Here is a 24,755-nt window from a genome sequence, read left to right on the forward strand (position 1 = left end):
CGAATCCTTTTCGGATTTTTGCTCGAGACTCACGCCGCATCAAAGGAGATCGCAGGATGAAGAAGCTCATCAACGCCCCGGAGGACGTCCTCGTCGAGTCCCTGAAGGGCGTCGCCGCCGCGCACCCCGAACTCTCGGTCGACCTGGAGAACCACGTCATCACCCGGGCTACACCGAAGGAACAGGGCAAGGTGGCCGTCGTCTCCGGAGGGGGATCCGGCCACGAACCGCTGCACGGCGGCTACGTCGGCACCGGCATGCTCGACGCGGCCGTCGCCGGCGAGGTCTTCACCTCGCCCACCCCCGACCGCGTGCAGGTGGCGACCCAGGCGGTCGACCGCGGCGCCGGCGTGCTGCACATCGTCAAGAACTACACGGGCGACGTGCTCAACTTCGAGATGGCCGCCGAGCTCGCGGCGATGGAGGGGATCGAGGTCGGCACGGTCGTCGTGGACGACGACGTGGCCGTGCAGGACTCGCTCTACACCGCCGGCCGTCGCGGCGTCGGCCTCACCGTCCTGCTGGAGAAGCTCGTAGGGGCCGCGGCGGAGGAGGGCCGCGACCTCGCGGCGGTCGTCGACCTCGCGAAGCGCATCAACGGGCAGGGGCGCTCGATGGGCATGGCCCTCACGAGCTGCACGGTGCCCGCGGCCGGGAAGCCCACCTTCGACCTCCCCGACGATCAGATGGAGATCGGCATCGGCATCCACGGCGAGCCGGGACGGCATCGTGAGCCGCTCGCGCCGGCGTCGGAGATCGCCCGGCAGCTCGTCGAGCCGATCCTCGGCGACCTCGACGCCACCGGACCCGCGATCGTGATGCTCAACGGCATGGGCGCCACGCCCCTGATCGAGCTCTACCTCATGTACGGCGAGGTCGCCGCGATCCTGGAGAAGTCCGGCGTGCAGATCGCGCGGAACCTGGTGGGCAACTACATCACCTCCCTCGACATGGCCGGGTGCTCCGTCACGGTGCTGAAGGCCGACGACGAGCTGCTGCGGCTGTGGGACGCCCCGGTGAACACCCCCGGCCTGCGGTGGGGCGCGTGATGGCGGCCGTCGGCACCGACGTCCTCGTCGACTGGATCTCCCGCTACCGCGAGGCCGTCACCGCGCAGCGCGACTGGCTCACGGAACTGGACTCCGCGATCGGGGACGCCGACCACGGCGCGAACATGGCGCGGGGCTTCACGGCGGTCGGGGAGAAGCTCGCGGCGACGACGCCCGCGACGATCGACGAACTCCTCAAGTCCGTCGGCATGACCCTGGTGAGCTCGGTGGGCGGTGCGAGTGGCCCCCTCTACGGCACCTTCTTCCTGCGCATGGGGATGTCGGCCGGTGCGGTGACGACATTGGACGGACCGGCGCTCGCCGCGGCACTGCGGGCGGGGCTCGAGGGCATCGTCGCGCGGGGCAAGCCCGAGGCCGGCGACAAGACGATGTTCGATGCGATGGCCCCCGCGGTCGACGCTTTCGATGCCGCCCTCGCCGGCGGAGCGGATACCGCGGCGGCGGCCAGGGCGGCCGCGGACGCCGCGGCCGCCGGTCGTGACGCCACGGTGCCCCTCGTCGCCCGGAAGGGCAGAGCGAGCTACCTCGGTGAACGCAGCGCCGGACATCTCGACCCGGGAGCCGCCTCGACGGCGCTCCTGTTCGAGACGCTCGCCGCGGCCCTCGCGGACGCCGGATGATCGGGATCGTCGCCGTCTCCCACAGCGCCCGGCTCGGGGAGGCGGCGCTCGAACTCGCCCTGCAGATGGTGCCGGGCGGCGGCGTGCAGGTCCGTGTGGCGGCCGGTGCGGGTGTGGACGCGGAGGGTGCGCCGATCCTCGGGACGGACGCCGTCGCGGTGTCGGCGGCGATCGACGAGCTCGCCCCCGACGTCGACGGCGTGCTCGTGCTGATGGATCTCGGGTCGGCCGTGCTGAGCGCCGAACTCGCGCTGGAGCTGCGCAGCAGCGACGTGCCGGTGCGGCTGGCTCCGGCACCGTTCGTCGAGGGGCTCCTCGCGGCGGTCGTGGCTGCGGCGGCAGGCGGCGACCTCGACGCGGTCGCCGACGAAGCCTCGTCCGCCCTCGCGGCGAAGACCGGCCAGCTCCTCCCGCCGGACGCGGAAGGCACGGCGGCAGTGGACTCCGCGCCGGTGTCGGCGGGGGACGCCTCCGCCTCGCCCGACGTGGCCGGGGAGACCGTGACGCATCGTGTGCGCGTGCGCAACCCTCTCGGCATCCATGCCCGCCCCGCCGCGCTGATCGCGGAGTCGGCGGCGGGTGCGGACGTGCGACTGCGGCGGCTACCGGACGGCCAGGAAGCCGCGGCCGGAAGCCTGACCCGGCTGCTCGCGCTCGGGGCGCGTCAGGGGACCGAGATCGAGCTCACCGGTCGGGGAGCGGACGCCGAGGCGGCGATCGACCGCCTGGTCTCGCTGTTCCAGGGTGGGTTCGGCGAGGGCGTCGAGACGGACGAGGGCGCCGCCGGCAGCCCCGCACCCGCGCCCGCGCCCGGCACGGCCGGGGACGCTCAGACGGGAACTGGGGCCGACCACGCGTCCGCGCCGCCGCCGCAGATCGTCTCCGGGACCGTGCTGCAGGGCCGTGGCGTCAGTCCCGGACGGGTGGCCGCGAGGGCGGTGTCCCTCGCACCGGCACTCCCGGAACCGGATGCCGAGACCGTCGTCCCGCCGGAGGGTCGGGAGGCCGAGGTCTCCACGATCGAATGGGCGGCGGTCGCCGTCGCCGATCAGCTGCGATCGCGCGCCGAGCGGGCGCGCGGAGAGGCGCGGGCGATCCTGGACGCGTCACGGCTCCTCGCCTCCGATCCGGAGCTCGTCGCCGAAGCCACCGCCCTCGTGCGCGCACAGGGGCGGACGGCGGCGCGAGCGGTCTGGGAGACCTCCGCGGCGCACGAAGCGGCACTCACGGCTCTCGGCGGGAGGATGGCGGAACGCGCCGCCGACATCCGTGACGTCCGCGACCGCATGATCGCCGAGATCCTCCGGGTGGACATGCCAGGGGTCCCCGAGCGTGACGAGCCGTTCGTGCTCGTCGCGACCGACCTCGCCCCCGCCGACACCGCGGCGCTGGAAGGGGGCAGCTGCGTCGCCCTCGTGACAGCGGACGGCGGGCCGACCTCGCACACGGCGATCATCGCGCGCGCGCTGGGACTGCCCGCCGTGGTCGGGGTGGCCGGAGCGACGGGGATCCCCGAGGGTGCCATGCTCCTCGTCGACGGCGCCCACGGCACCATCCACGTCGACCCGGACGAGGCGGAGATCGCCGAGGCACGGGCCGCGGCGGTCGTCGTCACCTTCGATGGACGGGGCCGTCTCGCCGACGGGACCCGCGTGCCGCTCCTGGCCAACGTCGGAGGGGCATCGGATGCAGGGAGCGCCGCGGCGGCGCACGCCGAGGGAGTCGGACTGTTCCGCACCGAGTTCTGCTTCCTCGACCGGACCGAAGCGCCGAGCATCGAGGAGCAGGTGGAGGCGTACCGCGGGGTCCTTCGCGCGTTCCCCGGACGCAAGGTGGTCGTGCGCACGCTGGATGCGGGGAGTGACAAGCCCCTGCCGTTCGCGAACGACGACGACGAAGACAACCCGGCGCTCGGCGTCCGGGGCCTGCGTCTCTCCCGTCGCCGGCCAGCGCTGCTCGACGACCAGCTCCGCGCGCTCGCCAGGGCTGCCGACGCGGAATCCGCGGACGTGGAGGTCATGGCGCCGATGGTCGCCACGGTCGACGAGGCGGCGGACTTCGCCGCGCGGTGTCGCGCCGCGGGGCTGGACAGAGCGGGGATCATGATCGAGACCCCGGCGGCGGCGCTGCTGGCCGCCGAGCTGTTCGAGGTCGTGGACTTCGTGAGCCTGGGAACCAACGATCTCGCGCAGTACACTCTGGCCGCCGACCGGCTGTCCAGCGCGCTCGCCGATCTCAACGACCCCTGGCAGCCGGCGGTGCTGCGGCTGATCGGGACGGTCGGGGCGGCGGGGCGAGCGGCGGGCAAGCCGGTCGGGATCTGCGGGGAGGCGGCCGGTGATCCTGCGCTCGCCCCCGTGCTCGTCGGGCTCGGAGCGACCTCGCTGTCGATGACGCCTCGCGCGCTCGGGCGGGTGGCGGCCGCGCTCGACGCGGTGGGCCCGGACGAGTGCCGGCGGGCGGCGGAGGGGGCGAGCCGCGCGGCGACCGCTGCGGAGGCGCGGCAGGCAGCAGCTCTCGTGCTCGGCGGAGGCGGCGCCGGCTGAGCCGCACGGCTCCTGCGGATGCGATCGGCATGGCTTGTATGCCTTCCACGGCATGACTATTGTCTCGTTCGCATATCGACCGTGTGCGGGCGGGTTCGGGGTGTCTCCCGACCGCTACTCTTCCCTCAGGGGGCGCCGTGTTCACGGCGCACATGATCATGCGGAGGGTTCATGTCGGCGACGGTGCGCGGCGGGCGGAAGATGCGAGGAGCGGCGCTCCTCGCGGCCGTGGTGGCGGGAGTGCTGGTCGTGCTCCCGGGGTGCGCGGCGACGCCGGAGGCGACACCCACGGCGACCGCATCACGGGCGCCGGAGACCCCGACGCCCACTCCTGATCCCTATCCCGGGCCCCTCCTCTTCGTCGGCGACGAGCTCGACGCCTTCGCGCTCACGCCGGCCGAGGTCGCCGACCTTCTTCCCTCCGCGCCTCCGGCGACGGAGGTCGAGGACACGCTCCTGCAGTATTCCGACGGCGGCGGGCCGGAGTTCACGCCGGCGGTCTGCGTGCTGCTGATCATGGAAGCCTCCATGGGCAGCATCGGCGCGCGTACTGTGCCGTGGGTGAACGCGGACGACACGGGCATGAGTGGGAAGCAGGAGATCCTGCAGTTCCCGTCTGACGACATCGCCGCGTCGCGCATGGACGAGCTCCTCGACACGGTCGAGCAGTGTGCGCAGTTCGATGCGCAGGGGACGGGGACCTTCGCCGCCGTCGCGGCGCCGGAGACGGACGGCGTCCGGGCCTTCGCCGGAACCCTGGAGATGGGCTCGGGGCAGAGCGCCTGGCGGGCGCACCACGGTTTCGCCGCGGTGGGGAACGTCATCGTGCACCTGTGGCAGCCGGCCAGGGACGGATCGGAGTTCGACGCCGAGCGTGCGGCGCTGCTCCTGCGCGACCGCGCGGGGGAAGCGAAGACCGCCTTCGTGGAGAAGCTGACCGCCACGCCGCCCGCGACGCCGACGCCGGAGACGGCCGATCCCGCCGCCCCGTGGAGCGAATGGGAGATGACCGCGACGGGCGTCGGACCGCTCCAGCTGGGTATGTCTCGCGAGGAGGCGTTGGCGGCGGTCCCTGGGGCGACCGCGCAGGCCGCCGGCGGCTCGAACACGCTGGTGCGCCTCACGAGTGGGGACGACGCGAGCACGCTCCTGCTGCAGTTCACGGACGATGGCACGACGGTCGCGGGGATCACCGCCGGCATCGCGAACGTGCAGGGCGACGTCGAGCCGGACGGTGCCGTCCTGGCCGCGACGGGCGGAGTCCGCATCGGCGCGCCGGTGACGGAGGCGGCCGCCGCATTCCCGGAGGGCACCTTCATCCGCATCGTCTCGTCGGGCGAGTACTTCTACCAGTCAGCGACGCGCGAAGGGGGTGTCATCCGCTTCCGCGCCGATCGGGATGCTGCGGACCCCGCGGCCGTCATCACCGGGGTGACCGTGGAGGACGCGACCCTCTGGCCGCCGCTCGCGATCGGGTGAACCGTCGACCGTCGTTCCGACCTCCTTGCGTTACTGACCGATCGTTCAGTTAGTATGGGCGGGCGGGACGAGGTCGTCCCGCCCGAGCGCGACGAGGAGGTCGGCGATGACGGAGACGACGACGGAGACGGCGGAGGCCGTCCGGCCGAATCGGGCCATGATGGCACGAGACCGGGCCTCGGCGATGCTCGGTCTGGTCGTGGAGCGTGACGACCCCGGGCACGCGGTCGTGTCGATGCGCGTCCGCGAGGACATGACCAACGGCTTCCGGATCACCCACGGCGGGCTCGTGTTCGCGCTCGCCGACACCGCCTTCGCGATCGCCTGCAACGAGGACGATCGGGTGACCGTCGCCGCCGGTGCCGACATCTCGTTCCTCAAGCCCACCGTCGCGGGGCAGACCCTCACCGCGACCGCCGTCCGCCGCACCCGTAGCGGTCGCTCCGGCCTCTACGACGTGACGGTCGTGGACGAGCACGGCGACGCGGTCGCCGAGTTCCGCGGCCGCTCCCGCACCACCTCTCGCACCTTCTGACCCCGCCCCCGTCCCGAGGAGTCCCCGTGTCGACGATGACCGCCCCCGCCTCCGCCCTCCGCCCGCCCGCGGCCGACGAGCTCGACCCCGAGGAGCGGATGAGCCGCGCCGAGATCGAGCAGCTCCAGCTCGAGCGCTTGCGGTGGACCGTGCAGCACGCCTACCGCAACGTCCCGCTCTACACGCGGAAGTTCGATGAGGCGGGCGTGCACCCCGACGACATCCGCACGCTCGACGACGTGCGCCGGCTGCCCTTCACCACCAAGGAGGACCTGCGCGAGACGTACCCGTTCGGGATGTTCGCGGTGCCGATGGCCGACGTCGCCCGCATCCACGCGTCCAGCGGCACCACGGGGCGCCCGACCGTCGTCGGCTACACGCGTGGCGACCTCGACCGCTGGGGGTCGCTCGTGGCCCGCTCGCTCCGGGCCAGCGGGATCCGGCGCGGCATGAAGGTGCACAACGCCTACGGCTACGGCCTCTTCACGGGCGGGCTCGGCGCGCATGCCGGGATCGAGGCGCTGGGAGCGACCGTGATCCCCATGTCGGGCGGGCAGACCGCGCGCCAGGTGCAGCTCATCCACGACTTCGAGCCGGACGCGATCCTGTGCACGCCGAGCTACCTGCTCACGATCGCCGACGCGATGGCCGCGCAGGGCATCGACCCGCGGTCCACCTCGCTCAAGGTCGCGGTGCTCGGCGCGGAGCCCTGGACCAACGAGATGCGGCACGAGCTGGAGCAGCGGCTCGGCATCGACGCCCTCGACATCTTCGGGCTCAGCGAGGTCATGGGGCCCGGCGTCGGCAACGAGTGCCTCGAGACCAAGGACGGCCCGCACCTGTGGGAGGACCACTTCCTGCCGGAGGTGATCGACAGCGACACCCTGGAGGCCCTGCCGGACGGCGAGCGGGGGGAGCTCGTCTTCACGTCGCTCACCAAGGAGGCCTTCCCCGTCATCCGGTACCGCACGCGGGACATCACCCGTCTGCTCCCGGGCACGGCGCGGCCGGGGATGCGGCGCATGGAGAAGGTCACCGGACGCAACGACGACATGATCATCCTGCGCGGCGTCAACCTCTTCCCGACGCAGATCGAGGAGCTGGTCCTCGGCATCGAGCAGCTCACCCCGCACTTCATCCTGGAGCTGACGAAGGAGGGCCGGATGGACGCCCTCACCGTGCGCATCGAGCGCCATCCCGACCTCTCCGTGGAGACGTGCGAGGCGGCGGCACAGGTGCTGGTGCAGCGCATCAAGGTGTTCATCGGCTCGTCGGTCGCCGTCCGCCTGGAGGAGCCGGGGGCACTGCCGCGTAGCGAGGGCAAGTACAAGCGCGTGTATGACCTGCGCTGACACGCGGGGGTCTCGGCGGCGACCTCCGCGATGAGCGCGGCGGGCGGTGCGAGACTGAGGGGGATGTCCGAGATGCAGACCACGCGGCGAGGCCGCCCCGGGTATGACCAGCAGGGGATCCTCGCCGTCGCGGTGGCCGCCTTCAACGAGCACGGCTACGACGCGACCTCGATCGGGATGCTCGCGGAGCGCCTCGGGCTGTCGAAGTCGGCGATCTACCATCATTTCGGGTCGAAGGACGAGATGCTCGACCGCGCCCTCGACAGCGCCCTCGGCGGGCTGGAGGCCGTGGTCGACGCGCCCCTCCCGGACAGCGGGGGAGCCGCCGATGCGGTCGCCCGCCTGGAGCACGTGCTCCGCGGGGCCGTCCATGTGCTCGTGGACCAGCTCCCCGCCGTGACGCTGCTGCTGCGCGTGCGTGGGAACACCGACGTCGAGCGCCGCGCCCTCACCCGGCGGCGGGCGTTCGACCGCCGCATCACGGCCCTCGTCGCGGAGGCGCAGGCCGAGGGCTCCCTGCGCTCCGACATCGATGCGGCCGTCGTCGCCCGCCTGACGTTCGGCATGATCAACTCGATCGTCGAGTGGTATCGCCCCGGCGGTCGCGAGGGCGCCGATCGTCTCGCGGACGACGTCGTCGCGATCGCCCTCGACGGCCTCCGCCACCCCTGACCCGCGAGACCCCGGCTTCGCGCCGAGGCCCCGCCCTCTCCGCGTGGGAAGGGCGGGGTCTCGACGAGTGCCCGGGGTCTCGGGGGACTATGCGGCGGGGGTGAGCTCCTTCGCGACGAGGGTCAGGACATCGTAGGTCGCGACGAGCTCGTCGTCCTGGTTCTTCAGGACCGCGTCCCAGCGCACCTCGCCGTACTCGTCGGTCTCCCGCGGCGTGATCTGCTTGGCGGTGAGCTCGACGCGGATCTCGTCGCCGGGGGAGACCGGGGTCACGAAGCGCAGGTTCTCCAGCCCGGAGTTCGCGAGCACGGGCCCGGGAGCCGGGTCGACGAAGAGCCCCGCCGCCCACGACACGAGCAGGTAGCCGTGGGCCACGCGTCCGGGGAAGAACGGGTTCGCCGCCGCCGACGCCTCGTCCATGTGCGCGTAGAACGTGTCGCCCGTGAACGCCGCGAACGTCTCGATGTCGTCGAGGCTGACGGTGCGTGAGGGACTGACGACCTGGTCCCCGATGCGCAGCTCCGCCAGCGACTTGCGGAAGGGGTGCACGCCGTCGCCGGCGTCGAACGGACGGGCCGAGGCCCCCTGGTGCCACACCCCGGTGAGCGCGGTCATCATCTCCGGGGAGCCCTGCACCGCCGTGCGCTGCATGTGGTGCAGCACCGCCCGGATGCCGCCGAGCTCCTCGCCGCCGCCGGCGCGGCCGGGGCCGCCGTGCACGAGGTTCGGGAGCGGGGAGCCGTGTCCGGTCGAGCTGCGGGCGTCGTCGCGGTCGAGGAAGAGCACGCGGCCGTTGTACGCCGCGATCCCCGCGGCCAGCGTCGTCGCGACCTCCGGGTCGTGCGTCGCGACGCTCGTCACGAGCGAGCCGCCGCCCCGGGCCACGAGCGCCGCCGCCTCGTCCAGCGTGCGGTAGCCGAGGATGCTGGAGACGGGGCCGAACGCCTCGATCTCGTTCACGGCGGGGCTCGTCGCATCGGTGAAGCGCAGGAGCATCGGCGCCACGAACGCGCCGTCCTCCGCCGGGCCCTCGCTGCCGTCCGCACGGCGGACCGTCGGGGCCTCGGGGGAGCCGATCACGAGCTCGCCGCCGCCCTCGCGGAGTCGCGCCACCTGCCGGAGCACCTCGTCGCGCTGGGCCGTCGAGGCGAGCGGTCCCATCGTCACGCCCTCGGCGCGCGGGTCGCCCACGACGATCCGCGCCGCGAGCCGGTCGCGCACGGCGGCGATCACGTCGTCCACCGCGTCCTCCGGCACGATCGCCCGCCGGATCGCGGTGCACTTCTGCCCGGCCTTCGACGTCATCTCCGCGACGAGCTGCTTCACGTAGGCGTCGAACTCCGGGGTGCCGGAGGCGGCGTCCGTGCCGAGGACCGAGGCGTTGATCGAGTCGGTCTCGCTGGTGAAGCGGACCCCGCCGGTCTGCACCGCGTCATGCGCCCGGAGCCGCTCGGCCGTCGACGCGGAACCGGTGAACGCGACGAGGTCGCCCAGGAGGAGGTGGTCGAAGAGGTCGGGCACGCTGCCGGACACGAGCTGCAGCGACCCCTCGGGCAGCAGACCGGACTCGACCATCACCCGCACCATGGCCTCGGTGAGGTACCCGGTGGGGGTGGCGGGCTTCACGACCGTGGGGACACCGGCGAGGAAGGCCGGCGCGAACTTCTCCAGCGAGCCCCACACGGGGAAGTTGAAGGCGTTGATCTGCACCGCCACCCCGGGCAGCCGGGTGTAGATGTGCCGACCGAGGAAGGAGCCGTCTCGCGAGAGGTTCTCCACGGCGCCGTCGACGTAGACCTTCGCGTTCGGCAGCTCGCGGCGGCCCTTGCTGGAGTACGCGAAGAGCACGCCGATGCCGCCGTCGATGTCGACCCAGGAGTCCTGCGCGGTGGCGCCGGTGCGGCTGGAGAGCGCGTACAGCTCCTCCTTGCGGGCGGTCAGCGCGAGCGCGAGCTGCTTGAGCAGCACGGCGCGCTGGTGGAACGTGAGCTCCCCGAGGGACGCCTGACCGGTGGTGCGGGCGAAGTCGAGCGCCGCGCCGAGGTCGAGACCGGCGGTGGAGACGCGGGCGACCGTCTCTCCGGTCGAGGCGTCGCGCACCTCGGTGGCGTCCGCATCGGAGGCGGGCGTCCACCAGGAGCCCTGCACGTAGCTGGGGAGGATCTCGGTCATCGGGGTTCCCTTCATCAGTCGTCCCATTCGTAGAAGCCGCGTCCGCTCTTGCGGCCGAGGTGTCCCTCGACGACGAGGCGGCGCAGCAGGGCCGGGGGTTCGAAGCGCGGGCCGAGGTGCGCCGCGAGGTACTCGGCGATGCCGAGCCGGACGTCCAGCCCGACGATGTCGGTGAGCCGGAGCGGCCCGACCGGGTGCTTGTAGCCGAGGGTCATGGCGGCGTCGATGTCGGCGGCGTCGGCGACGCCGTCCTCGAGCATCCGGATCGCCTCGAGGCCGAGGGCGACGCCGAGGCGGGAGGACGCGAAACCCGGGGCGTCGGCAACGACGATGGGCGTCTTGCCCAGCGCGCGCACCCAGGAAGCCGCGTCCGCGACGAGGTCCGGCGCGGTCGCGGCGCCGCGCACGACCTCCACGAGGGTGGAGGCGGGCACCGGGTTGAAGAAGTGCATCCCGAGGAAGCGGCCGGGGCGATCGAGCACGGCCGCGAGCTCGTCGATCGAGATGGACGAGGTATTGGACGCGAGGGCCGCATCGTCGGCGAGGTGCTGCTCGACGCGGGTGAGCGCCTCGATCTTCAGTGACAGCTCCTCCGGCACGGCCTCCACGACGAGGGTGCAGTCCGCGAACAGTGCGGCGTCGGTGCCGGTCGCGAAGCGGGCGCGATACGCCTCGGCGGTCTCGGTCGCGGTGCCGCGGGAGACCGAGGCGTCGATCGACCCGTGCACACGTGTAGCGGCGGCCGCGGCGGCGTCGTCGTCCCGCTCGACGACGGTGACGCGGGATCCGGCGAGGAGGAACGCGTGGGCGATGCCGGCGCCCATGCGTCCGCCACCCAGCACGCCGACGCGGGCCGGGGCTGCCGCTTCGGGGGAGGAGGGCGTGCTCATCGGTCTCTCCGTTCCAGGAAGGCGGTCATGCGACGGTGCTTCTCCGGGCTCTCGAAAAGCGCGGCCTGCTCCTCGAGGTCGGCCGCGGGGTGCTGGTCGCGCGGCGCCCGGAACACCCGCTTCGTCGCGATGGTCGCCGCGGGGTCGTTGCGGGCGATGCGGTCGGCGACCGCGTGGGCGGCGGCGAGGAGATCGGCGGGGTCGTGCAGCGAGGAGACGAGCCCGATGCGCAGGGCCTCCTCGGCGTGCACGGTGCGTCCCGTGAGCAGCAGTTCGATGGCACGGGCGTCGCCCACGATCTCCTTGAGCCGCCAGCTCGCTCCGGCGGCGGCGAGGATGCCCAGGCCGGTCTCCGGGTTGCCGATCTTCAGGGTCGGCGTCGCGAGGCGGATGTCGGCGGCATACGCGAGTTCCGCGCCACCGCCGAGCGCGTAGCCGTCGATCGCGGCGATCACCGGCATCGGCAGCTCCGCGACGCGGACGAACGCGTGGGCGTTGATGCCGCGACGGGCGTCGTCGGCGCGACGGTCCCGGAGCTCGGCGATGTCGGCTCCCGCCGCGAACACCCCGTCGGCGCCGGTGAGGATGAGCGTGCGCGGCGTCTCCTCCAGCTCGGCGCACAGCGCGTGCAGGGCGTCGATCGTGGCCTGGTCGATCGCGTTGCGCTTGTGCGGACGGTTCAGGGTCGCGACGACGCGGTCCGCGGTGCGGGTGACGAGCAGCGGCTCGTCCGCGCCCCTCACGCCTTCTCCAGGATCACGGCCGCGCCCTGGCCGACGCCGACGCACATCGTGGCGAGGCCGTAACGGGAGTCCTCGCGTTCCATGCGTCCCATCAGCGTCACGAGCAGGCGTGAGCCGGATGAGCCGAGCGGGTGGCCGAGGGCGATGGCTCCGCCGTCGGCGTTCACGCGGTCCTCGTCGAGGCCGAGCCGCCGGATGCAGGCGAGCGACTGCGAGGCGAACGCCTCGTTGAGCTCCACCGCACCGATGTCGTCGAGGGAGAGCCCCGAACGGCGCAGCGCCTTCTCCGTCGCGGGGACCGGTCCGAGTCCCATGATCTCCGGAGCCAGGGCGGCGGAGGTGCCGACGACGATCCGCGCGCGGGGCGTCAGTCCGTGGCGCTCGACGGCTTCGGCGCTCGCCACGAGCACGGCCGAGGCGCCGTCGTTGAGGGCGCTGGAATTGCCGGCCGTGACGACCTCTCCGCCCGCCACGACGGGGCGGAGGCGCGCGAGCACCTCGAGGGTCGTGTCCGGACGCGGGCCCTCGTCGACGAGCACCTCGCCGTCGCGGACCGGCACGCCGACGATCTCCGGGGCGAAGCGGCCCGCGGCGATCGCGGCGGCGGCGCGCTGCTGGGAGCGGACGGCGAAGGCGTCGGCCTCGGCGCGCGTAATGCCGTCGACGCGGGCCACCTCCTCCGCCGTCTCCGGCATGGTGAAGGTGGCCTTGTCCCGCGCGGCGAGCCGCGGGTTCGGGAAGCGCCAGCCGATGGAGGTGTCGAAGGCGGCTCCGGGCTTCGCCCACGCCTTCTCCGGCTTGGCCTGCACCCAGGGGGCGCGGGTCATGGACTCGACGCCTCCGGCGACGAGGAGATCGGCGTCGCCCGCGCGGATCGCCTGCGCGGCCATGGTCACCGCGGACATCCCGGAGGCGCACAGGCGGTTGACCGTGATGCCCGGCACGGTGTCGGGGAGACCGGCGAGGAGCACGGCCATCCGGGCCACGTTCCGGTTGTCCTCTCCGGCCTGGTTGGCGGCGCCGAGGATGACCTCGTCCAGCTCGGTACGCGCCGGGTCGAGCCCGGCGCGGCGCACGGCCTCGCCGACCACGAGCGCCGCGAGGTCGTCGGGACGGACGGCGGAGAGGGTGCCGCCGTAACGGCCGACCGGGGTGCGGACCCCTCCGACGAGGTAGGCCTCTGGCATGCGGATCTCCTGACTTCGTCGTCCTGGTGTGGTCCGGGAACGGCCGGTCGTGAATTACTGACCGATCGTAAGGTAATTATGGCACAGGCGCACGGCCGGCCGCGATCCCGGACCGGGCGTCAGACGCTGAGATCCACGCCCTTCGTCTCCTTCACCAGCGAGACGCCGATGAGCGAGATGATCGACGCGACTGCGATGTACACGCCGATCGTCCACGCGGCGTGGAACTGGTTCAGCAGCGCCTCCGCGATCATCGGTGCGAACGCGCCGCCGAGGATGGCCCCGAGGGCGTAGCCGATCGAGACGCCCGAGTACCGCACGTTCGCAGGGAACATCTCGGCGTACAGCGCCGCCTGCGGGCCGTACGAGAGTCCGAGTGCGAACGTCATGACGAACAGGGCCACGAAGTACCAGACGATGTTCGCCGTGTCGATGAGGAACCACATCGGGATCGCCCACACCGCAAGGGCGACGTACCCGATCTGGAACGTGCGGATCCGGCCGAGACGGTCGGAGAGCGCCCCGCCCCAGAGGGTGAAGATCAGCCACCCGAACGAGGCCAGCGTCGTCGCCAGCAGCACCGGCGGGCGCTCCATGCCGAGGCCCGTGACCGCGTACGTCGCGAAGAAGGCGATCAGCAGGTAACCCGCGGCGTTGTTCGCGATGAAGATGACGGCCGTGAGCACGACCTTCTTCGTGTGCGCGCGGAAGAGCTGTCCGAGCGGGGCCGAGGCCTCCTTGCGGCGGCGGCGGAGGTCTTCGAACACGGGGCTCTCGTCGACGGCGCGGCGGATGACGTAGCCGACCGCGATGAGCACGATGGAGAGCAGGAACGGGATACGCCAGCCCCACTCGAGGAAGGCCTCGGGGGACATCGAACTCGTGAGCGCCCACAGGGTGAAGGTGGCGAGGATCATGCCGACCGGCACGCCGATCTGCGGGAACGCGCCGAACAGGCCGCGTCGCGCCGACGGGGCGTGCTCGACGGCCATCAGGGCTGCGCCGCCCCATTCGCCGCCGGCCGAGAAGCCCTGCAGGATGCGCAGGAGGATCAGGAGGATCGGGGCGGCGACGCCGATAGCGGCGTACGTCGGCAGCAGGCCGATGAGGGACGTGGACAGTCCCATCATCACGAGGGTGAAGACGAGCATCTTCTTCCGGCCGAGCTTGTCGCCGAGGTGTCCGGCGACGATCGCACCGAGCGGGCGGAAGAGGAATGAGATGCCGATGGTCGCGAACGAGAGCACCTGGGCGAGCCCGGGGCTCGACTCCGCAATGGGAGCGAGGAAGAGCGGGGCGAGCACGAGGCCCGCCGCCTGGGCGTAGATGAAGAAGTCGTACCATTCGATCGACGTCCCCACGAGGGTGCCGGCGAGGACGCGCCGCTCCTCTGCGGGCATCCTTCCGGTCGACGAGGCGGCTGCGGTGGCTGAGGTCATGCGAACTCCGTTGTTCTGCGAGGGGGGGAGCACCGACGCGGGTACGTCGGCGATTACTTACCGAATGATCGGTCAGTAATCGCCGAGCGTAGCGTATCGGCGCTCCGCCCACGAGGGTTCGCCGGCCGGATCGACCTCAGACCCTCCCGAAGGCGCGGAGCGGATGCTCGATGAGCTCCACCACGCGGCGGAGGAATCCCGCCGCGTACCCGCCGTCGCAGACCCGGTGATCGAACACGAGGGAGAGCTGGACGATGCGACGCGGCACGATCGCCCCATCCACGACCCAGGGGCGCTCGATGATCCGGCCGATGCCGAGGATGGCGACGTCGGGGTGGTTGATGATCGCCGCCGAGCCGTCGACCCCGAGCCCGCCGTAGTTGTTGAGGGTGAAGGTGGATCCGCGGAGCCGCTCGGGCGGCAGGGTGCCGGCGCGCGCGGTGGCCGCGAGCTCGCGCAGGGCGGCGTCGAGGTCGGTGACAGTGAGCCGGTGCGCGTGCGGGACGACCGGGACGAGGAGGCCGCGTTCGGTGTCGGCGGCGACGCCGAGGTTCACGCCCTCGAACGAGATCAGCTCGGAGCCGTCGTCGCTGAGCCGCGAGGCGAGCACGGGGTAGTCCTCGAGCGCGAGGAGCACGAACCGCGCGAGCAGCGCCGTGATCGACGGGGCCTTCCCGCCGTCGGGAGCCATCTGAGCGCGGAGATTCCAGAGATCGGTGGCGTCGACGTCGACCCACACGGTGGCCTCGGGGATCTCGGACCGGCTGCGGGCGAGCCGGGCGCTCACGGTGCGACGCAGCGGGGAGAGGCGCTCCCTGCTGCGGACCGGGAGGCCGTCGATCTCGCCGGTGGGAGCGGTCGCGGAGGTCGGCGTCGGGGCCGCGGCGACGCCGTCCACGGCGTGGTCCACGGCGGTGCGGAGCACGTCGGCGCGGGTGATCGCCCCGTCCGCTCCGGTGGGGGAGATCGCGTGCACGTCGAGGCCCAGATCGCGGGCGAGGCGCCGCACGAGCGGCGAGCGTACGGCGACCGGCGCGGGTCGTGCGGCGTCGCGGGCGACCGGTGCGGCTGACTCCGGAGCGGTCGAGGCGGGTGCTGCGGGTGCGGGCGCTGTCGAGGCCGGCGCCGGCGTGGGGCGTGACGCCGCGGGGCGCCGTCGCCGACCCGTCGAGGCGGACGCGGAGGTGCCGTACCCGATGAGGACGTTGCCCGACCCCGCACGCTCCTCCTGCCGGTACGCCTCGTGCTCGGGCTGTGTGGCGGGGGCCTGCGGCGCGGACGCGGTCTCCTCGCTGCCGGGGTCGGCGACTTCCAGCACCGGGGCTCCGACGTCGATGGTGTCGCCGGGCGTGCCGTGCAGCGCCGTCACGACACCCGCGAACGGGGAGGGCAGTTCGACGACGCTCTTCGCGGTCTCGACCTCGGCGATGGCCTGGTCGGTCGTGATCGTGTCGCCGACGGCCACCAGCCACTGCACGAGGCCGGCCTCGGTCAGTCCCTCGCCGAGGTCGGGCAGGCGGAACACGCGGGCGGTGGTCTTCACAGGCGTGCTCATGCGTCGTCCTCCCAGTGCAGCGAGTCGATCGCGTCGAGCACGCGGTCGACGTCGGGCAGGTACCAGTGCTCGAACTTGGGGGGCGCGTAGGGGGTGTCGAACCCGGTCACCCGCCGCACGGGGGCCTCCAGGTACTCGAAGCAGCGCTCGAATACCCGGGCCTGGATCTCGGAGGCGACGCTGACGAAGCCCGGGGCCTCGGCGATCACGACCGCGCGTCCCGTGGACCGTACCGCCGCGGTGACCGTCTCGTCGTCGAAGGGGGAGAGGGAGCGCACGTCGACCACCTGCACGCTGCGTCCCTCGCCCGCGGCGACCTCCGCCGCCTCCAGCGCGAGCGGCACGGAGGCCCCGTACGCGAGGAGCGTCACATCGGTGCCGTCCCTGGCGATGCGCGCCGAGCCGATCTCCGCGGTCACCGCGGTGTCGACCTCGCCCTTCGACCAGTAGAGCTTCTTCGGTTCCAGGAAGACCACGGGGTCCGGCGAGGCGATGGCCGCGCGGAGCAGCGAGTAGGCGTCCTGCGGGGTGGACGGGCTCACGACCGTGAGGCCGGGCGTGTGCGCGTAGTACGCCTCGGACGAGTCGCAGTGGTGCTCGACGCCCCCGATGCCGCCGCCGAAGGGGATGCGGATCACGAGCGGCATGCGCATCCCGCCGCGGGTGCGGTTGCCGAGCTTCGCGACGTGGCTGACGATCTGCTCGAACGCGGGGAGGGCGAAGGCGTCGAACTGCATCTCGACCACAGGGCGCATCCCGTTCATCGCCATGCCGACGGCGGTGCCGATGATGCCGGACTCCGCGAGCGGGGTGTCGAAGCAGCGGTCCTCACCGAAGCGGGCGGTGAGCCCGTCGGTGATGCGGAACACGCCGCCCAGGGCTCCCACGTCCTCTCCGAACACGACCACGTCGGGGTCGGCGGCGAGGGCGTCCGCGAGGGCGCGGTTGAGGGCGGCGGCCATGGTCATGGTCGTGGTGGTGCCGACGGTCGTCGCGACCGGCGTCTCGTGCTCGGCGATGGTCATCGGGGGCCTCCGGTCGTCATCGTCTCGGCGGGGAGGGAGCGGGCGATCTCGTCCCGGAGGAGCTGCCACTGCTCCTCCCGCTGGGGCGAGCGGGTCGCGGTCACGAAGCGGAAGAGGTCTTCCGGGTCGAGCTCCGCATCGGTGTTCAGGGCGGTGCGCATGGCGGCGGCGATCTCCTCCGCGCTCGCGGCGAAGCGCGTCTCGGCCTCGTCGTCCAGCGTCCCCGTCGCGGTGAGGTGCGCGCGCAGGCGGAGCAGCGGATCGCGGGCGAGCCAGGCCTGCACCTCCTCGCGTTCGCGGTAGCGGGTGTCGTCGTCGGCGTTGGTGTGCGCCTGCATGCGGTACGTGTGGGCCTCGACGAGAGAGGGGCCGCCGCCGGCGCGGGCGCGGTCGACGGCCTCCGTGAGCACCGCGAGGACCGCAGCCACGTCGTTGCCGTCGACGCGCTGCCCCGGCATGCCGTAGCCGACCGCCTTGTGGGCGAGGGAGGGGGCGGCGGTCTGCCGGGAGAGGGGGACCGAGATCGCGAACTCGTTGTTCTGCACGAAGAACACGACCGGGACGTGGAAGACGGCGGCGAAGTTCATCGCCTCGTGGAAGTCGCCCTCGCTCGTCGCGCCGTCGCCGCAGAGCGCGAGCACCACGGTGTCCTCGCCGCGGTGCTTCGCCGCCTGCGCGAAGCCGACCGCGTGCAGGAGCTGGGTCGCGAGCGGGGTCGCCTGCGGGGCGACGCGGTGCGCGCGGACGTCGTAGCCCGAGTGCCAGTCGCCCTTGAGGAGCACCATCGCTTCCGCAGGTGCGACACCCCGGGCGATCACAGCGACCGAGTCGCGGTAGGTGGGGAAGAGCCAGTCGGTGTCGCCGAGCACCATCGCCGCCGCCACCTGGCAGGCCTCCTGGCCGTGCGACGACGGGTAGACCGCGAGGCGGCCCTGGCGCACGAGCGCGCCGGCCTGATCGTTGATGCGACGACCTTCGACGAGGCCGCGGTAGGCCGCCAGCAGGACGTCGGCGGCGGGGAGCGCGTAGGTCTCGTCGGGGAGGGTGGTCCCGTCCTCGGCGATCAGTCGTACCGCGGTGTCTCGCGGGAGCATGTCGTGGGGGTGCATCCGTCCGCCTTCCTTGCCGAACTCGATGAGGACAGCATGCCGCGCATGCGACACTCATCCAAGATCCGTAGGGTGATCGTGGACGATTGCGCTCCACATGTCAGAATGGCGTCCGAAGTGTCAGGATTTCCCGGACGCGAGAGGGGTGTCATGGCGGCGCTGGACGAGACGGATCGCGCGATCCTCGCGGAGCTGCGGCGGGATGCGCGGGCGTCCATGACCGCAATCGCCGAGGCGGTGCACATCTCGCGGGCGGGGGCGCATGCGCGGATCAAGCGCCTTACCGACGCCGGGGTGATCACGGGATACACCGTGCGCACCGACCCCGTGCTGCTGGGGCATCACGCGAGTGCCTATGTCACGCTCGCGATCGAGCAGGCCACCTGGCAGGAGGTGAGCGCGCGGCTCCGGGCGATCCCGGAGATCGAGCACATGGCGCTCGTCGGCGGCGACTTCGACGTGCTGCTGCTCGTGCGCGCGAACGACGCCCGCGACCTGCGCCGCATCGTCCTGGAGGACATCCAGGCGATCCCGTCGATCCGCTCGACGCGGACGATCCTGATCTTCGAGGACTCCGACCGGGCGTGACGTTCTCTCCCGCGGTCGAGGGTCGTCGGGGTGCGACGGGCGTCGGTGCCGCGGGTCGCGGGTGGGTGCGGGTTTCTTGCCGGCGGTACGGGGGTCTCGGTGGGTGCCGGGGCGTAGGTGCTGCCGGGGGTGCGGGGTCTTGCCGGGAAGCAGCGATTTTCGGCGGCGGCATGCTGTGCGGATGTTGTTGTGATGTGGCGGGTTGATCACGGGTCTGTTCGTGTGCAGGAGGAGTCCTTCGCGCGTACTGGAATATCGCTCTGAACAGGGGTAATCGGGTCTCCCAATGTCGGTGGCCCTCTGTTGAATCGTCGTATGGAAAGCACTCCGGCAGCGGTTCTCGACGACACGGTCGTCGCTCTCGACGCCGTGCTGCGATCCGGCACGGTGGGCGCTCTCGACGCGCGGGAGATGATGGACCTGCTGCGGGTCGCGGGCGAGATCCAGCGACGCGTGGAGGCTGTGATCGTGGACGCGGTGGCGAGCGCCGATCCGCGTCCGGCAGGGTCCGGGGAACCGGCGTTCTGCGGACGTTTCGGCTGCCGCTCGATGAATGAGCTGCTACAGCGTGTGCTCCGCACTGACGGCGCGTCCGCCGCGCGCCTCGTGAAGAGCGCGCGGTTGGTGCGGCGCGAGGTCGACCTCTCCTCCGGGGAGTGGCTGCCGGCGCGGTGGCCGGCGCTGCGCGAGGCCCTCCTCGACGGGGCGATCGGCGTGACCGGGTTGCTGGCCGCGACCGGGCCGATCGAGCAGGCCGGCCCTCGCGTGCGCCTCGCCGACCGCTGGGAGGCCGATGCGTATCTGGCGGAGGTCGCGCGGGGCGAGGAGAGTTGCGAGGGCGCCGAGAACAGTGATGATGACGAGACCGGGCCGGCACCGACGCCCGAGGACCTGAGGGTGCGGGCGCAGATGATCGTGCAGTACCTCGATCCGGACGGCGCGGAGCCCGCGGAAGACATCGCGCTGCGGGCCCGGGGCGTGGTGCTGGGCCGCGCCAAGGACGGCGTGATCCTGATCCGCGGCGCGCTGTTGCCCGAGGTCGCGGGGCAGCTGCAGCGGATCTGGGACGCGTACCTGAACCCGAAGGTCGACGGGCCGCCGCTTCCCGGCGTCCACTTCGTGCCGTCGGAAGTGCGTGACGACGCTGCTGGGGAGCAGCAGGTACCGGTCTCCCCGGATGACGATGTGCTTCCGTCCGGCGACGTCGGCGGGATGGTCGACGGGCGCACGCGGGCACAGAAGCAGCACGACGCGCTCGCGGCAGCCCTGGGGATCGCGGCCCGGCACGACGACATGCCGCGGCTGGGCGGTGCCGCCCCGACACTCGTGGTCACGGTCGCGGCCGAGGACTATGTCACGGGGCGCGGCTGGGCGCGTGTCGAGGGCGTCGAGACGCCGGTGTCGACGCGGGTGGCCGCACACACGGCGTGCGGAGGGACGGTCCAGCGCGTCGTGCTCGGCGCCGGAGGAAGGATCGTCGGGCTCGGGTCGAGCGACCGGATCTTCACCCCCGCGCAGCGTCGCGCGATCGGCGTGCGGGACGGCGAGTGCCTGATCCCCGGGTGTCACGTCCCCGCCGACTGGTGCGAGATCCACCACGTCACGGAGCACGCTCGCGGGGGTCCGACCCACACCGACAACGGCGTCGCGCTGTGCTGGCACCATCACCGCACGTTGGACACCTCGGGCTGGCAGATCCGCATGCGAGGGGGAGTGCCGCAGGTGCGAGGGCCGGCCTGGTGGGATCCGAGACGACGATGGCGCACGCCGCGCCCGGCTTTTCCCGGCTCCCCGGACCGGACGGTGGCCCGATTCGCTCACGCGGGACCGGCTCGAGAACGCATCCTTCGCGCGGGGACATCTCCGGCGCGCTCCGCGACAAGTGCGGCGGGAAGGGCCGACCGAGAATGAGAAGAAGACCGGCGTCCGCGCCGTGACCCGCTCGAAGGAGAGACACCGATGTCCGATTCCGCCGTTCCCGTAGCCGTCGACTCCGGATCCACCGATTCTGCGGCGTCCGCCGCCGCGGCGCTGCTCGACCGTATCCAGCCCCCGCGCGGCGAGGGTCGCGAGATCCCCGATGCCGCGACGCGGGAGGTCATCGGACGCGCGCCCGTGGCCACGGTCGCCGACCTCGACGACGCCATCGCCCGCGCGAAGGCCGCGCAGCCCGCGTGGGAGGCGCTCGGACACGAGAAGCGGAGCGAACTGCTCCTGGCCGCGGCCGACGCCATCGACGCGAACGCCGAAGGGCTCGCCTACCTCCTGTCGCGGGAGCAGGGCAAGCCGCTGAACGGCCCCAACGCGCGGTTCGAGCTCGGGGCCTGCTCGGCCTGGCTGCGCACCAACGCCACCACCGTCCTCGAGCCGCAGGTGCTCGTCGACGACGAGACGCTGCACGCCGAGCTCGTCTACAAGGCGGCCGGCGTGGTCGGGGCCATCGGTCCGTGGAACTGGCCGCTCATGATCACGATCTGGCAGATCGGCCCGTCGCTGCGCATGGGCAACACGGTCGTCGCGAAGCCCAGCGAGTACACGCCGCTGAGCGTCCTGGCGATGCTCGCCGTCATGAACGACGTGCTGCCCGCCGACGTCCTCATCGGGGTCTCCGGAGACCGTGAGGTGGGTGCCCGCCTCGCCTCGCACCCCGACATCGCCAAGATCATGTTCACCGGCTCCACCGCGACCGGGCGCCGCATCATCGAGAGCTCCGCGGGCAACCTCGCCCGCCTCACGCTGGAGCTGGGCGGCAACGACGCGGGCATCGTGCTCCCCGGCACGGATCCGTCGGCCATCGCGGAAGACCTCTTCTGGGGCGCGTTCATCAACACCGGACAGACCTGCGCCGCCATGAAGCGCCTCTACGTGCACGACTCCGTGTACGACGAGGTCGTGGACGCTCTCGCCGCGATCGCCGAGCAGGTGCCGATGGGCAACGGCCTCGACGAGGTCAACGTGCTCGGACCGCTGCAGAACCGCCCGCAGTTCGACATCGTCAGCCGCCTCGTCGACGACGCGAAGAGCCGCGGCGCCCGGATCGTCACGGGCGGCGAGCCGGCCTCCGACCTCGGCGAGCTGTTCTACCGGCCGACCATCGTCGCCGATATCGACAACGACGCGGCGCTCGTCCAGGAGGAGCAGTTCGGCCCGGCCCTCCCCGTCATCCGGTACAGCGACGTCGACGAGGCCTTCGCGCTGGCGAACGCCCTCGATGTGGGCCTCGGAGCCTCGGTATGGGCGAGCGACCCGGAGGAGGCCCGCGCCGTCGCCGCGCGTATGCAGTCCGGCACGGTGTGGATCAACTCGCACGGCGGGCTGCACCCGATGGTGCCGTTCGGCGGGGTGAAGAGCTCGGGTTACGGGCTGGAGTTCGGCGTCGAGGGGCTCAAGTCCGTCGCGGTCACCCAGGTCGTCTCCGGACCCGCCCGGAAGGCCTGAGCGTGGCCGCGACGAACAGCGGCGCGGTGCGCTCCGCGATCGTCGTCGGAGCCGGTACGTCGGGCGCCATCGTCGCGCGGCGTCTCACCGACGCCGGTGTCGCGGTGACGCTCGTCGAGGCGGGTGGTTACGACACGAACCCGGCCATCCACGACCCCTCGCGGGCGGGCGAGCTCTGGCACTCCGCTGAGGACTGGGACTTCTTCACCGTGCCGCAGCCGCACGCGGCCGGTCGTCGTCTGCATCTGCCTCGCGGGAAGGTCACCGGCGGTTCGCACGCGCTGAACGCCATGATCTGGGTGCGCGGCGCGGCCTCCGACTACGACGCGTGGGAGGCGGCAGGGGCGACCGGATGGGGGTGGGCCGAGGTCGAGCCGATCTACGACGCGATCGAGAACGACCTGCTGCCCGTGACCGACGACTACGCGCTCTCGCCCATCCAGGCCTCGATCATCGATGCCGCGGTGGAGGAGGGGCTGCCGCGCAACCCGAACTACAACGGCGGCACGCTCGACGGGGTGTCGCAGGAGCAGGTCACGATCAGGGACGGCCGCCGCGTCAACACCTGGACCGCCTATGCGCAGCCCGTCGCCGACCGGATGACGATCCTCACCGGACGCGCCGTCCATTCCGTGATCGTGCGCGACGGGCGCGCGGTCGGCATCCGGCTCGGGGAGGGCGATGACACCGAGGAGGTGTTCGCGGACGAGGTCATCCTCTCCGCGGGAGCACTCGGCACGCCCGTCATCCTGCTCCGCTCGGGCATCGGTCCCGCTGCCGAGCTGAGTGCCCTCGGCATCCCCGTCGTGCTCGATGCCCCCGCCGTCGGCAAGAATCTGCACGACCACCTCCTGTCACCCGTGATCTTCGCGACCGAGAAGAAGCCCGTCGGCCCGCCGCAGCCGGGAGTGTCCGTCACGCAGAGCCACCTGTTCTGGCGCAGCCGCGACGGCCTCGCGCAGCCGGACACGCAGCCCATCCACTTCTCCGTGCCCATGTGGGGCGAGCTGGAGCCGCGCGGCACCGACGGGTTCACGCTCATGGCGGGCCTGGTGACGCCGTACAGCCGCGGCGAACTGCGCCTCACCGGCCCCGGCGTCGACGACCTGCCGCACATCGACCTGGCGGCGCTGGAGGATCAGCGCGACGCCGACGCCCTCGCGGCCTCCGTGCGCCAGTGCCGCCGCATCGGCACGCAGCCTGCGCTCGCCGAGGAGTGGGGAGCGGTCGAGGTCTACCCCGGCCTGGACGTGGCGGACGACGACGTGGAGGAGTGGGTGCGCCGCACGGCCATCACCTATCACCACCAGGTCGGCACCTGCCGCATGGGCTCCGACCCGGAGTCCGTGGTCGACCCGCAGCTCCGGGTGCGCGGGATCGAGGGGCTCCGGGTGATCGACGCCTCGGTCATGCCGACCGTGCCCACCGGCAACACCAACGCGCCCGCGGCCATGATCGGCGAACGCGGCGCGCGATTCATCCTCGCGGACTGAGGGAGGGCGGCGAGGGGACGCGGGGCGATCACGGCATCTGTCGCGATCGCCTCGCGCTCCTGCGCGTCAGCGCGTGAGCAGCGTCACGGCCACGAGCGCGAGGGCGACGATCCCGAACCCGGTCGCGAACACCGTCAGCGCGAGCGGGAGACCGCCGCCCGGCAGCGGGCCGCGCGCCCGCGCGGTGAGCACCGCGGTCGTCCGACGCTGCCGACGGCGCGCGGCGATCCAGAGCAGTGCCGCCGTGCCGACGCCCAGCACGCCAGGCACGAGGCCCCACCCCTCGGCGCCGCTCGGCAGCACGAGAGGGAAGACCCGCAGCGACAGCAGCGAGCCGACCGCGATCGCGAGGGCCGTGCGCCGCCAGGCCAGCTCCGTCCGCTCCGGCTGCAGCCCGGGGTCGTACAGATCGGGGGCAGGGGTGGCGGGCACCGGAGTATCGGGGGCGGTCATCGGCAGGCCTCGCTCAGCGCCACAGCACCCCGGCGAGGACGAGCAGCCCCGTCGTCACCACGACCACCGCGAGCACCACCGCCGACAGCGCGCCGGGCAGCGGTCGTCCCTGCCGGAGGGCGCGCTCCGCCCGCATCCACTCGAACCACGCGAGCGGCGCCACGGCCGTGCCGGCGATCATCAGCAGCAGCGAGGCCGCCAGCCGGAACCCGGGGTGCAGGTCGAGGCCGAGGACCTCGAGAGCGACGCCGCCCGCGATCAGCGCCAGGCCGGTCCGGGTCCAGGCCAGGAACGTGCGTTCGTTGGCGAGGGAGAACCGGGGGTCGGGCTCGTCCCCGACCCGATAGACGGAGGCGGGGAAGCGGCGCATGCGCCCATCGTACGGCGCG

The 24,755-nt window shown here is 72.5% G+C and carries 21 protein-coding genes; 11 read left to right on the plus strand and 10 right to left on the minus strand.

Annotated features, from left to right (window positions below; genetic code table 11):
- Positions 1–56 precede the first annotated feature (56 nt).
- From dhaK to RI211_RS05015, 7 genes are all read left to right on the plus strand, one after another.
- Positions 57–1,049, plus strand: a complete 993-nt coding sequence (dhaK, locus tag RI211_RS04985) for a dihydroxyacetone kinase subunit DhaK (protein WP_259952011.1) — start codon at positions 57–59, stop codon at positions 1,047–1,049.
- Entirely contained in the window at positions 1,049–1,690 is a 642-nt protein-coding gene (dhaL, locus tag RI211_RS04990; protein ID WP_259952013.1) for a dihydroxyacetone kinase subunit DhaL, read from the plus strand. Before dhaK ends, dhaL begins: the two co-directional genes overlap by 1 nt.
- On the plus strand, positions 1,687–4,236 hold the full coding sequence (gene ptsP / locus RI211_RS04995) for a phosphoenolpyruvate--protein phosphotransferase (RefSeq protein ID WP_315637447.1): 2,550 nt from the start codon (positions 1,687–1,689) through the stop codon (positions 4,234–4,236). Before dhaL ends, ptsP begins: the two co-directional genes overlap by 4 nt.
- Positions 4,237–4,407: 171 nt before the next feature.
- Positions 4,408–5,715: a hypothetical protein gene (locus tag RI211_RS05000; protein WP_315637449.1), complete on the plus strand. Its 1,308-nt coding sequence runs from the start codon at positions 4,408–4,410 to the stop codon at positions 5,713–5,715.
- A 106-nt stretch (positions 5,716–5,821) separates the two neighbouring features.
- Positions 5,822–6,250 carry a hydroxyphenylacetyl-CoA thioesterase PaaI gene (paaI, locus tag RI211_RS05005; protein ID WP_315714659.1) on the plus strand — a complete coding sequence of 143 codons (429 nt, stop codon included), beginning with the start codon at positions 5,822–5,824 and terminating at the stop codon, positions 6,248–6,250.
- A 35-nt stretch (positions 6,251–6,285) separates the two neighbouring features.
- Positions 6,286–7,602, plus strand: a complete 1,317-nt coding sequence (gene paaK / locus RI211_RS05010; protein WP_315637516.1) for a phenylacetate--CoA ligase PaaK — start codon at positions 6,286–6,288, stop codon at positions 7,600–7,602.
- 63 nt (positions 7,603–7,665) lie between these two features.
- Positions 7,666–8,274: a TetR/AcrR family transcriptional regulator gene (locus RI211_RS05015; protein ID WP_268777141.1), complete on the plus strand. Its 609-nt coding sequence runs from the start codon at positions 7,666–7,668 to the stop codon at positions 8,272–8,274.
- 87 nt (positions 8,275–8,361) lie between these two features.
- On the opposite strand, the gene paaZ is transcribed toward RI211_RS05015, so the two are convergent.
- From paaZ to RI211_RS05055, 8 genes are all read right to left on the minus strand, one after another.
- Positions 8,362–10,446, minus strand: a complete 2,085-nt coding sequence (gene paaZ, locus RI211_RS05020; protein WP_315637451.1) for a phenylacetic acid degradation bifunctional protein PaaZ — start codon at positions 10,444–10,446, stop codon at positions 8,362–8,364.
- 14 nt (positions 10,447–10,460) lie between these two features.
- Positions 10,461–11,336 (minus strand): 3-hydroxyacyl-CoA dehydrogenase family protein, encoded by an 876-nt coding sequence (locus tag RI211_RS05025; RefSeq protein WP_315637452.1) that lies wholly within the window; start codon positions 11,334–11,336, stop codon positions 10,461–10,463.
- Entirely contained in the window at positions 11,333–12,079 is a 747-nt protein-coding gene (locus tag RI211_RS05030; RefSeq protein WP_315637453.1) for an enoyl-CoA hydratase/isomerase family protein, read from the minus strand. Before RI211_RS05030 ends, RI211_RS05025 begins: the two co-directional genes overlap by 4 nt.
- Entirely contained in the window at positions 12,076–13,266 is a 1,191-nt protein-coding gene (locus tag RI211_RS05035; protein WP_249520802.1) for a thiolase family protein, read from the minus strand. Before RI211_RS05035 ends, RI211_RS05030 begins: the two co-directional genes overlap by 4 nt.
- Positions 13,267–13,385: 119 nt before the next feature.
- Complete coding sequence (locus RI211_RS05040) at positions 13,386–14,705, minus strand: MFS transporter (RefSeq protein ID WP_268777136.1); 1,320 nt, start codon at positions 14,703–14,705, stop codon at positions 13,386–13,388.
- Positions 14,706–14,841: 136 nt separating this feature from the next.
- The gene (locus tag RI211_RS05045) at positions 14,842–16,260 is read right to left on the minus strand and encodes a dihydrolipoamide acetyltransferase family protein (protein WP_315637454.1); all 1,419 of its coding nucleotides are present in this window, start codon (positions 16,258–16,260) and stop codon (positions 14,842–14,844) included.
- Positions 16,257–17,285 carry an alpha-ketoacid dehydrogenase subunit beta gene (locus tag RI211_RS05050; RefSeq protein ID WP_259952038.1) on the minus strand — a complete coding sequence of 343 codons (1,029 nt, stop codon included), beginning with the start codon at positions 17,283–17,285 and terminating at the stop codon, positions 16,257–16,259. Before RI211_RS05050 ends, RI211_RS05045 begins: the two co-directional genes overlap by 4 nt.
- Entirely contained in the window at positions 17,282–18,394 is a 1,113-nt protein-coding gene (locus RI211_RS05055; protein WP_315637455.1) for a thiamine pyrophosphate-dependent enzyme, read from the minus strand. Before RI211_RS05055 ends, RI211_RS05050 begins: the two co-directional genes overlap by 4 nt.
- 150 nt (positions 18,395–18,544) lie before the next feature.
- Here RI211_RS05055 and RI211_RS05060 point away from each other — a divergent pair, with 150 nt between their 5' ends.
- The 4 genes from RI211_RS05060 (at position 18,545) to RI211_RS05075 (ending at position 23,913) form a co-directional block, all read left to right on the plus strand.
- On the plus strand, positions 18,545–18,982 hold the full coding sequence (locus tag RI211_RS05060) for an Lrp/AsnC family transcriptional regulator (RefSeq protein WP_187663516.1): 438 nt from the start codon (positions 18,545–18,547) through the stop codon (positions 18,980–18,982).
- Positions 18,983–19,297: 315 nt separating this feature from the next.
- On the plus strand, positions 19,298–20,893 hold the full coding sequence (locus RI211_RS05065) for an HNH endonuclease signature motif containing protein (protein ID WP_315637456.1): 1,596 nt from the start codon (positions 19,298–19,300) through the stop codon (positions 20,891–20,893).
- A gap of 48 nt (positions 20,894–20,941) precedes the next feature.
- Positions 20,942–22,420: an aldehyde dehydrogenase family protein gene (locus RI211_RS05070; RefSeq protein WP_315637458.1), complete on the plus strand. Its 1,479-nt coding sequence runs from the start codon at positions 20,942–20,944 to the stop codon at positions 22,418–22,420.
- 26 nt (positions 22,421–22,446) lie between these two features.
- Entirely contained in the window at positions 22,447–23,913 is a 1,467-nt protein-coding gene (locus RI211_RS05075) for a GMC family oxidoreductase (protein WP_429977495.1), read from the plus strand.
- 66 nt (positions 23,914–23,979) lie between these two features.
- On the opposite strand, the gene RI211_RS05080 is transcribed toward RI211_RS05075, so the two are convergent.
- Both RI211_RS05080 and RI211_RS05085 read right to left on the minus strand, forming a co-directional pair.
- On the minus strand, positions 23,980–24,366 hold the full coding sequence (locus tag RI211_RS05080; RefSeq protein WP_232089193.1) for a DUF202 domain-containing protein: 387 nt from the start codon (positions 24,364–24,366) through the stop codon (positions 23,980–23,982).
- Between the two features lie 13 nt (positions 24,367–24,379).
- Positions 24,380–24,736 carry a YidH family protein gene (locus RI211_RS05085; RefSeq protein ID WP_025103854.1) on the minus strand — a complete coding sequence of 119 codons (357 nt, stop codon included), beginning with the start codon at positions 24,734–24,736 and terminating at the stop codon, positions 24,380–24,382.
- Between the last annotated feature and the right edge of the window lie 19 nt (positions 24,737–24,755).

Source organism: Microbacterium meiriae (assembly GCF_032364335.1).
Classification (GTDB): domain Bacteria; phylum Actinomycetota; class Actinomycetes; order Actinomycetales; family Microbacteriaceae; genus Microbacterium; species Microbacterium meiriae.

What these genes read in the sequence shown, in the direction of transcription:
- dhaK (WP_259952011.1), top strand. Translation starts at nt 57, where the DNA reads ATGAAGAAGCTCATCAACGCCCCGGAGGACGTCCTCGTCGAGTCCCTG.
- dhaL (WP_259952013.1), top strand. Translation starts at nt 1,049, where the DNA reads ATGGCGGCCGTCGGCACCGACGTCCTCGTCGACTGGATCTCCCGCTAC.
- ptsP (WP_315637447.1), top strand. Translation starts at nt 1,687, where the DNA reads ATGATCGGGATCGTCGCCGTCTCCCACAGCGCCCGGCTCGGGGAGGCG.
- RI211_RS05000 (WP_315637449.1), top strand. Translation starts at nt 4,408, where the DNA reads ATGTCGGCGACGGTGCGCGGCGGGCGGAAGATGCGAGGAGCGGCGCTC.
- paaI (WP_315714659.1), top strand. Translation starts at nt 5,822, where the DNA reads ATGACGGAGACGACGACGGAGACGGCGGAGGCCGTCCGGCCGAATCGG.
- paaK (WP_315637516.1), top strand. Translation starts at nt 6,286, where the DNA reads ATGACCGCCCCCGCCTCCGCCCTCCGCCCGCCCGCGGCCGACGAGCTC.
- RI211_RS05015 (WP_268777141.1), top strand. Translation starts at nt 7,666, where the DNA reads ATGTCCGAGATGCAGACCACGCGGCGAGGCCGCCCCGGGTATGACCAG.
- paaZ (WP_315637451.1), bottom strand. Translation starts at nt 10,446, where the DNA reads ATGACCGAGATCCTCCCCAGCTACGTGCAGGGCTCCTGGTGGACGCCC.
- RI211_RS05025 (WP_315637452.1), bottom strand. Translation starts at nt 11,336, where the DNA reads ATGAGCACGCCCTCCTCCCCCGAAGCGGCAGCCCCGGCCCGCGTCGGC.
- RI211_RS05035 (WP_249520802.1), bottom strand. Translation starts at nt 13,266, where the DNA reads ATGCCAGAGGCCTACCTCGTCGGAGGGGTCCGCACCCCGGTCGGCCGT.
- RI211_RS05040 (WP_268777136.1), bottom strand. Translation starts at nt 14,705, where the DNA reads ATGACCTCAGCCACCGCAGCCGCCTCGTCGACCGGAAGGATGCCCGCA.
- RI211_RS05045 (WP_315637454.1), bottom strand. Translation starts at nt 16,260, where the DNA reads ATGAGCACGCCTGTGAAGACCACCGCCCGCGTGTTCCGCCTGCCCGAC.
- RI211_RS05050 (WP_259952038.1), bottom strand. Translation starts at nt 17,285, where the DNA reads ATGACCATCGCCGAGCACGAGACGCCGGTCGCGACGACCGTCGGCACC.
- RI211_RS05055 (WP_315637455.1), bottom strand. Translation starts at nt 18,394, where the DNA reads ATGCACCCCCACGACATGCTCCCGCGAGACACCGCGGTACGACTGATC.
- RI211_RS05060 (WP_187663516.1), top strand. Translation starts at nt 18,545, where the DNA reads ATGGCGGCGCTGGACGAGACGGATCGCGCGATCCTCGCGGAGCTGCGG.
- RI211_RS05065 (WP_315637456.1), top strand. Translation starts at nt 19,298, where the DNA reads ATGGAAAGCACTCCGGCAGCGGTTCTCGACGACACGGTCGTCGCTCTC.
- RI211_RS05070 (WP_315637458.1), top strand. Translation starts at nt 20,942, where the DNA reads ATGTCCGATTCCGCCGTTCCCGTAGCCGTCGACTCCGGATCCACCGAT.
- RI211_RS05080 (WP_232089193.1), bottom strand. Translation starts at nt 24,366, where the DNA reads ATGACCGCCCCCGATACTCCGGTGCCCGCCACCCCTGCCCCCGATCTG.
- RI211_RS05085 (WP_025103854.1), bottom strand. Translation starts at nt 24,736, where the DNA reads ATGCGCCGCTTCCCCGCCTCCGTCTATCGGGTCGGGGACGAGCCCGAC.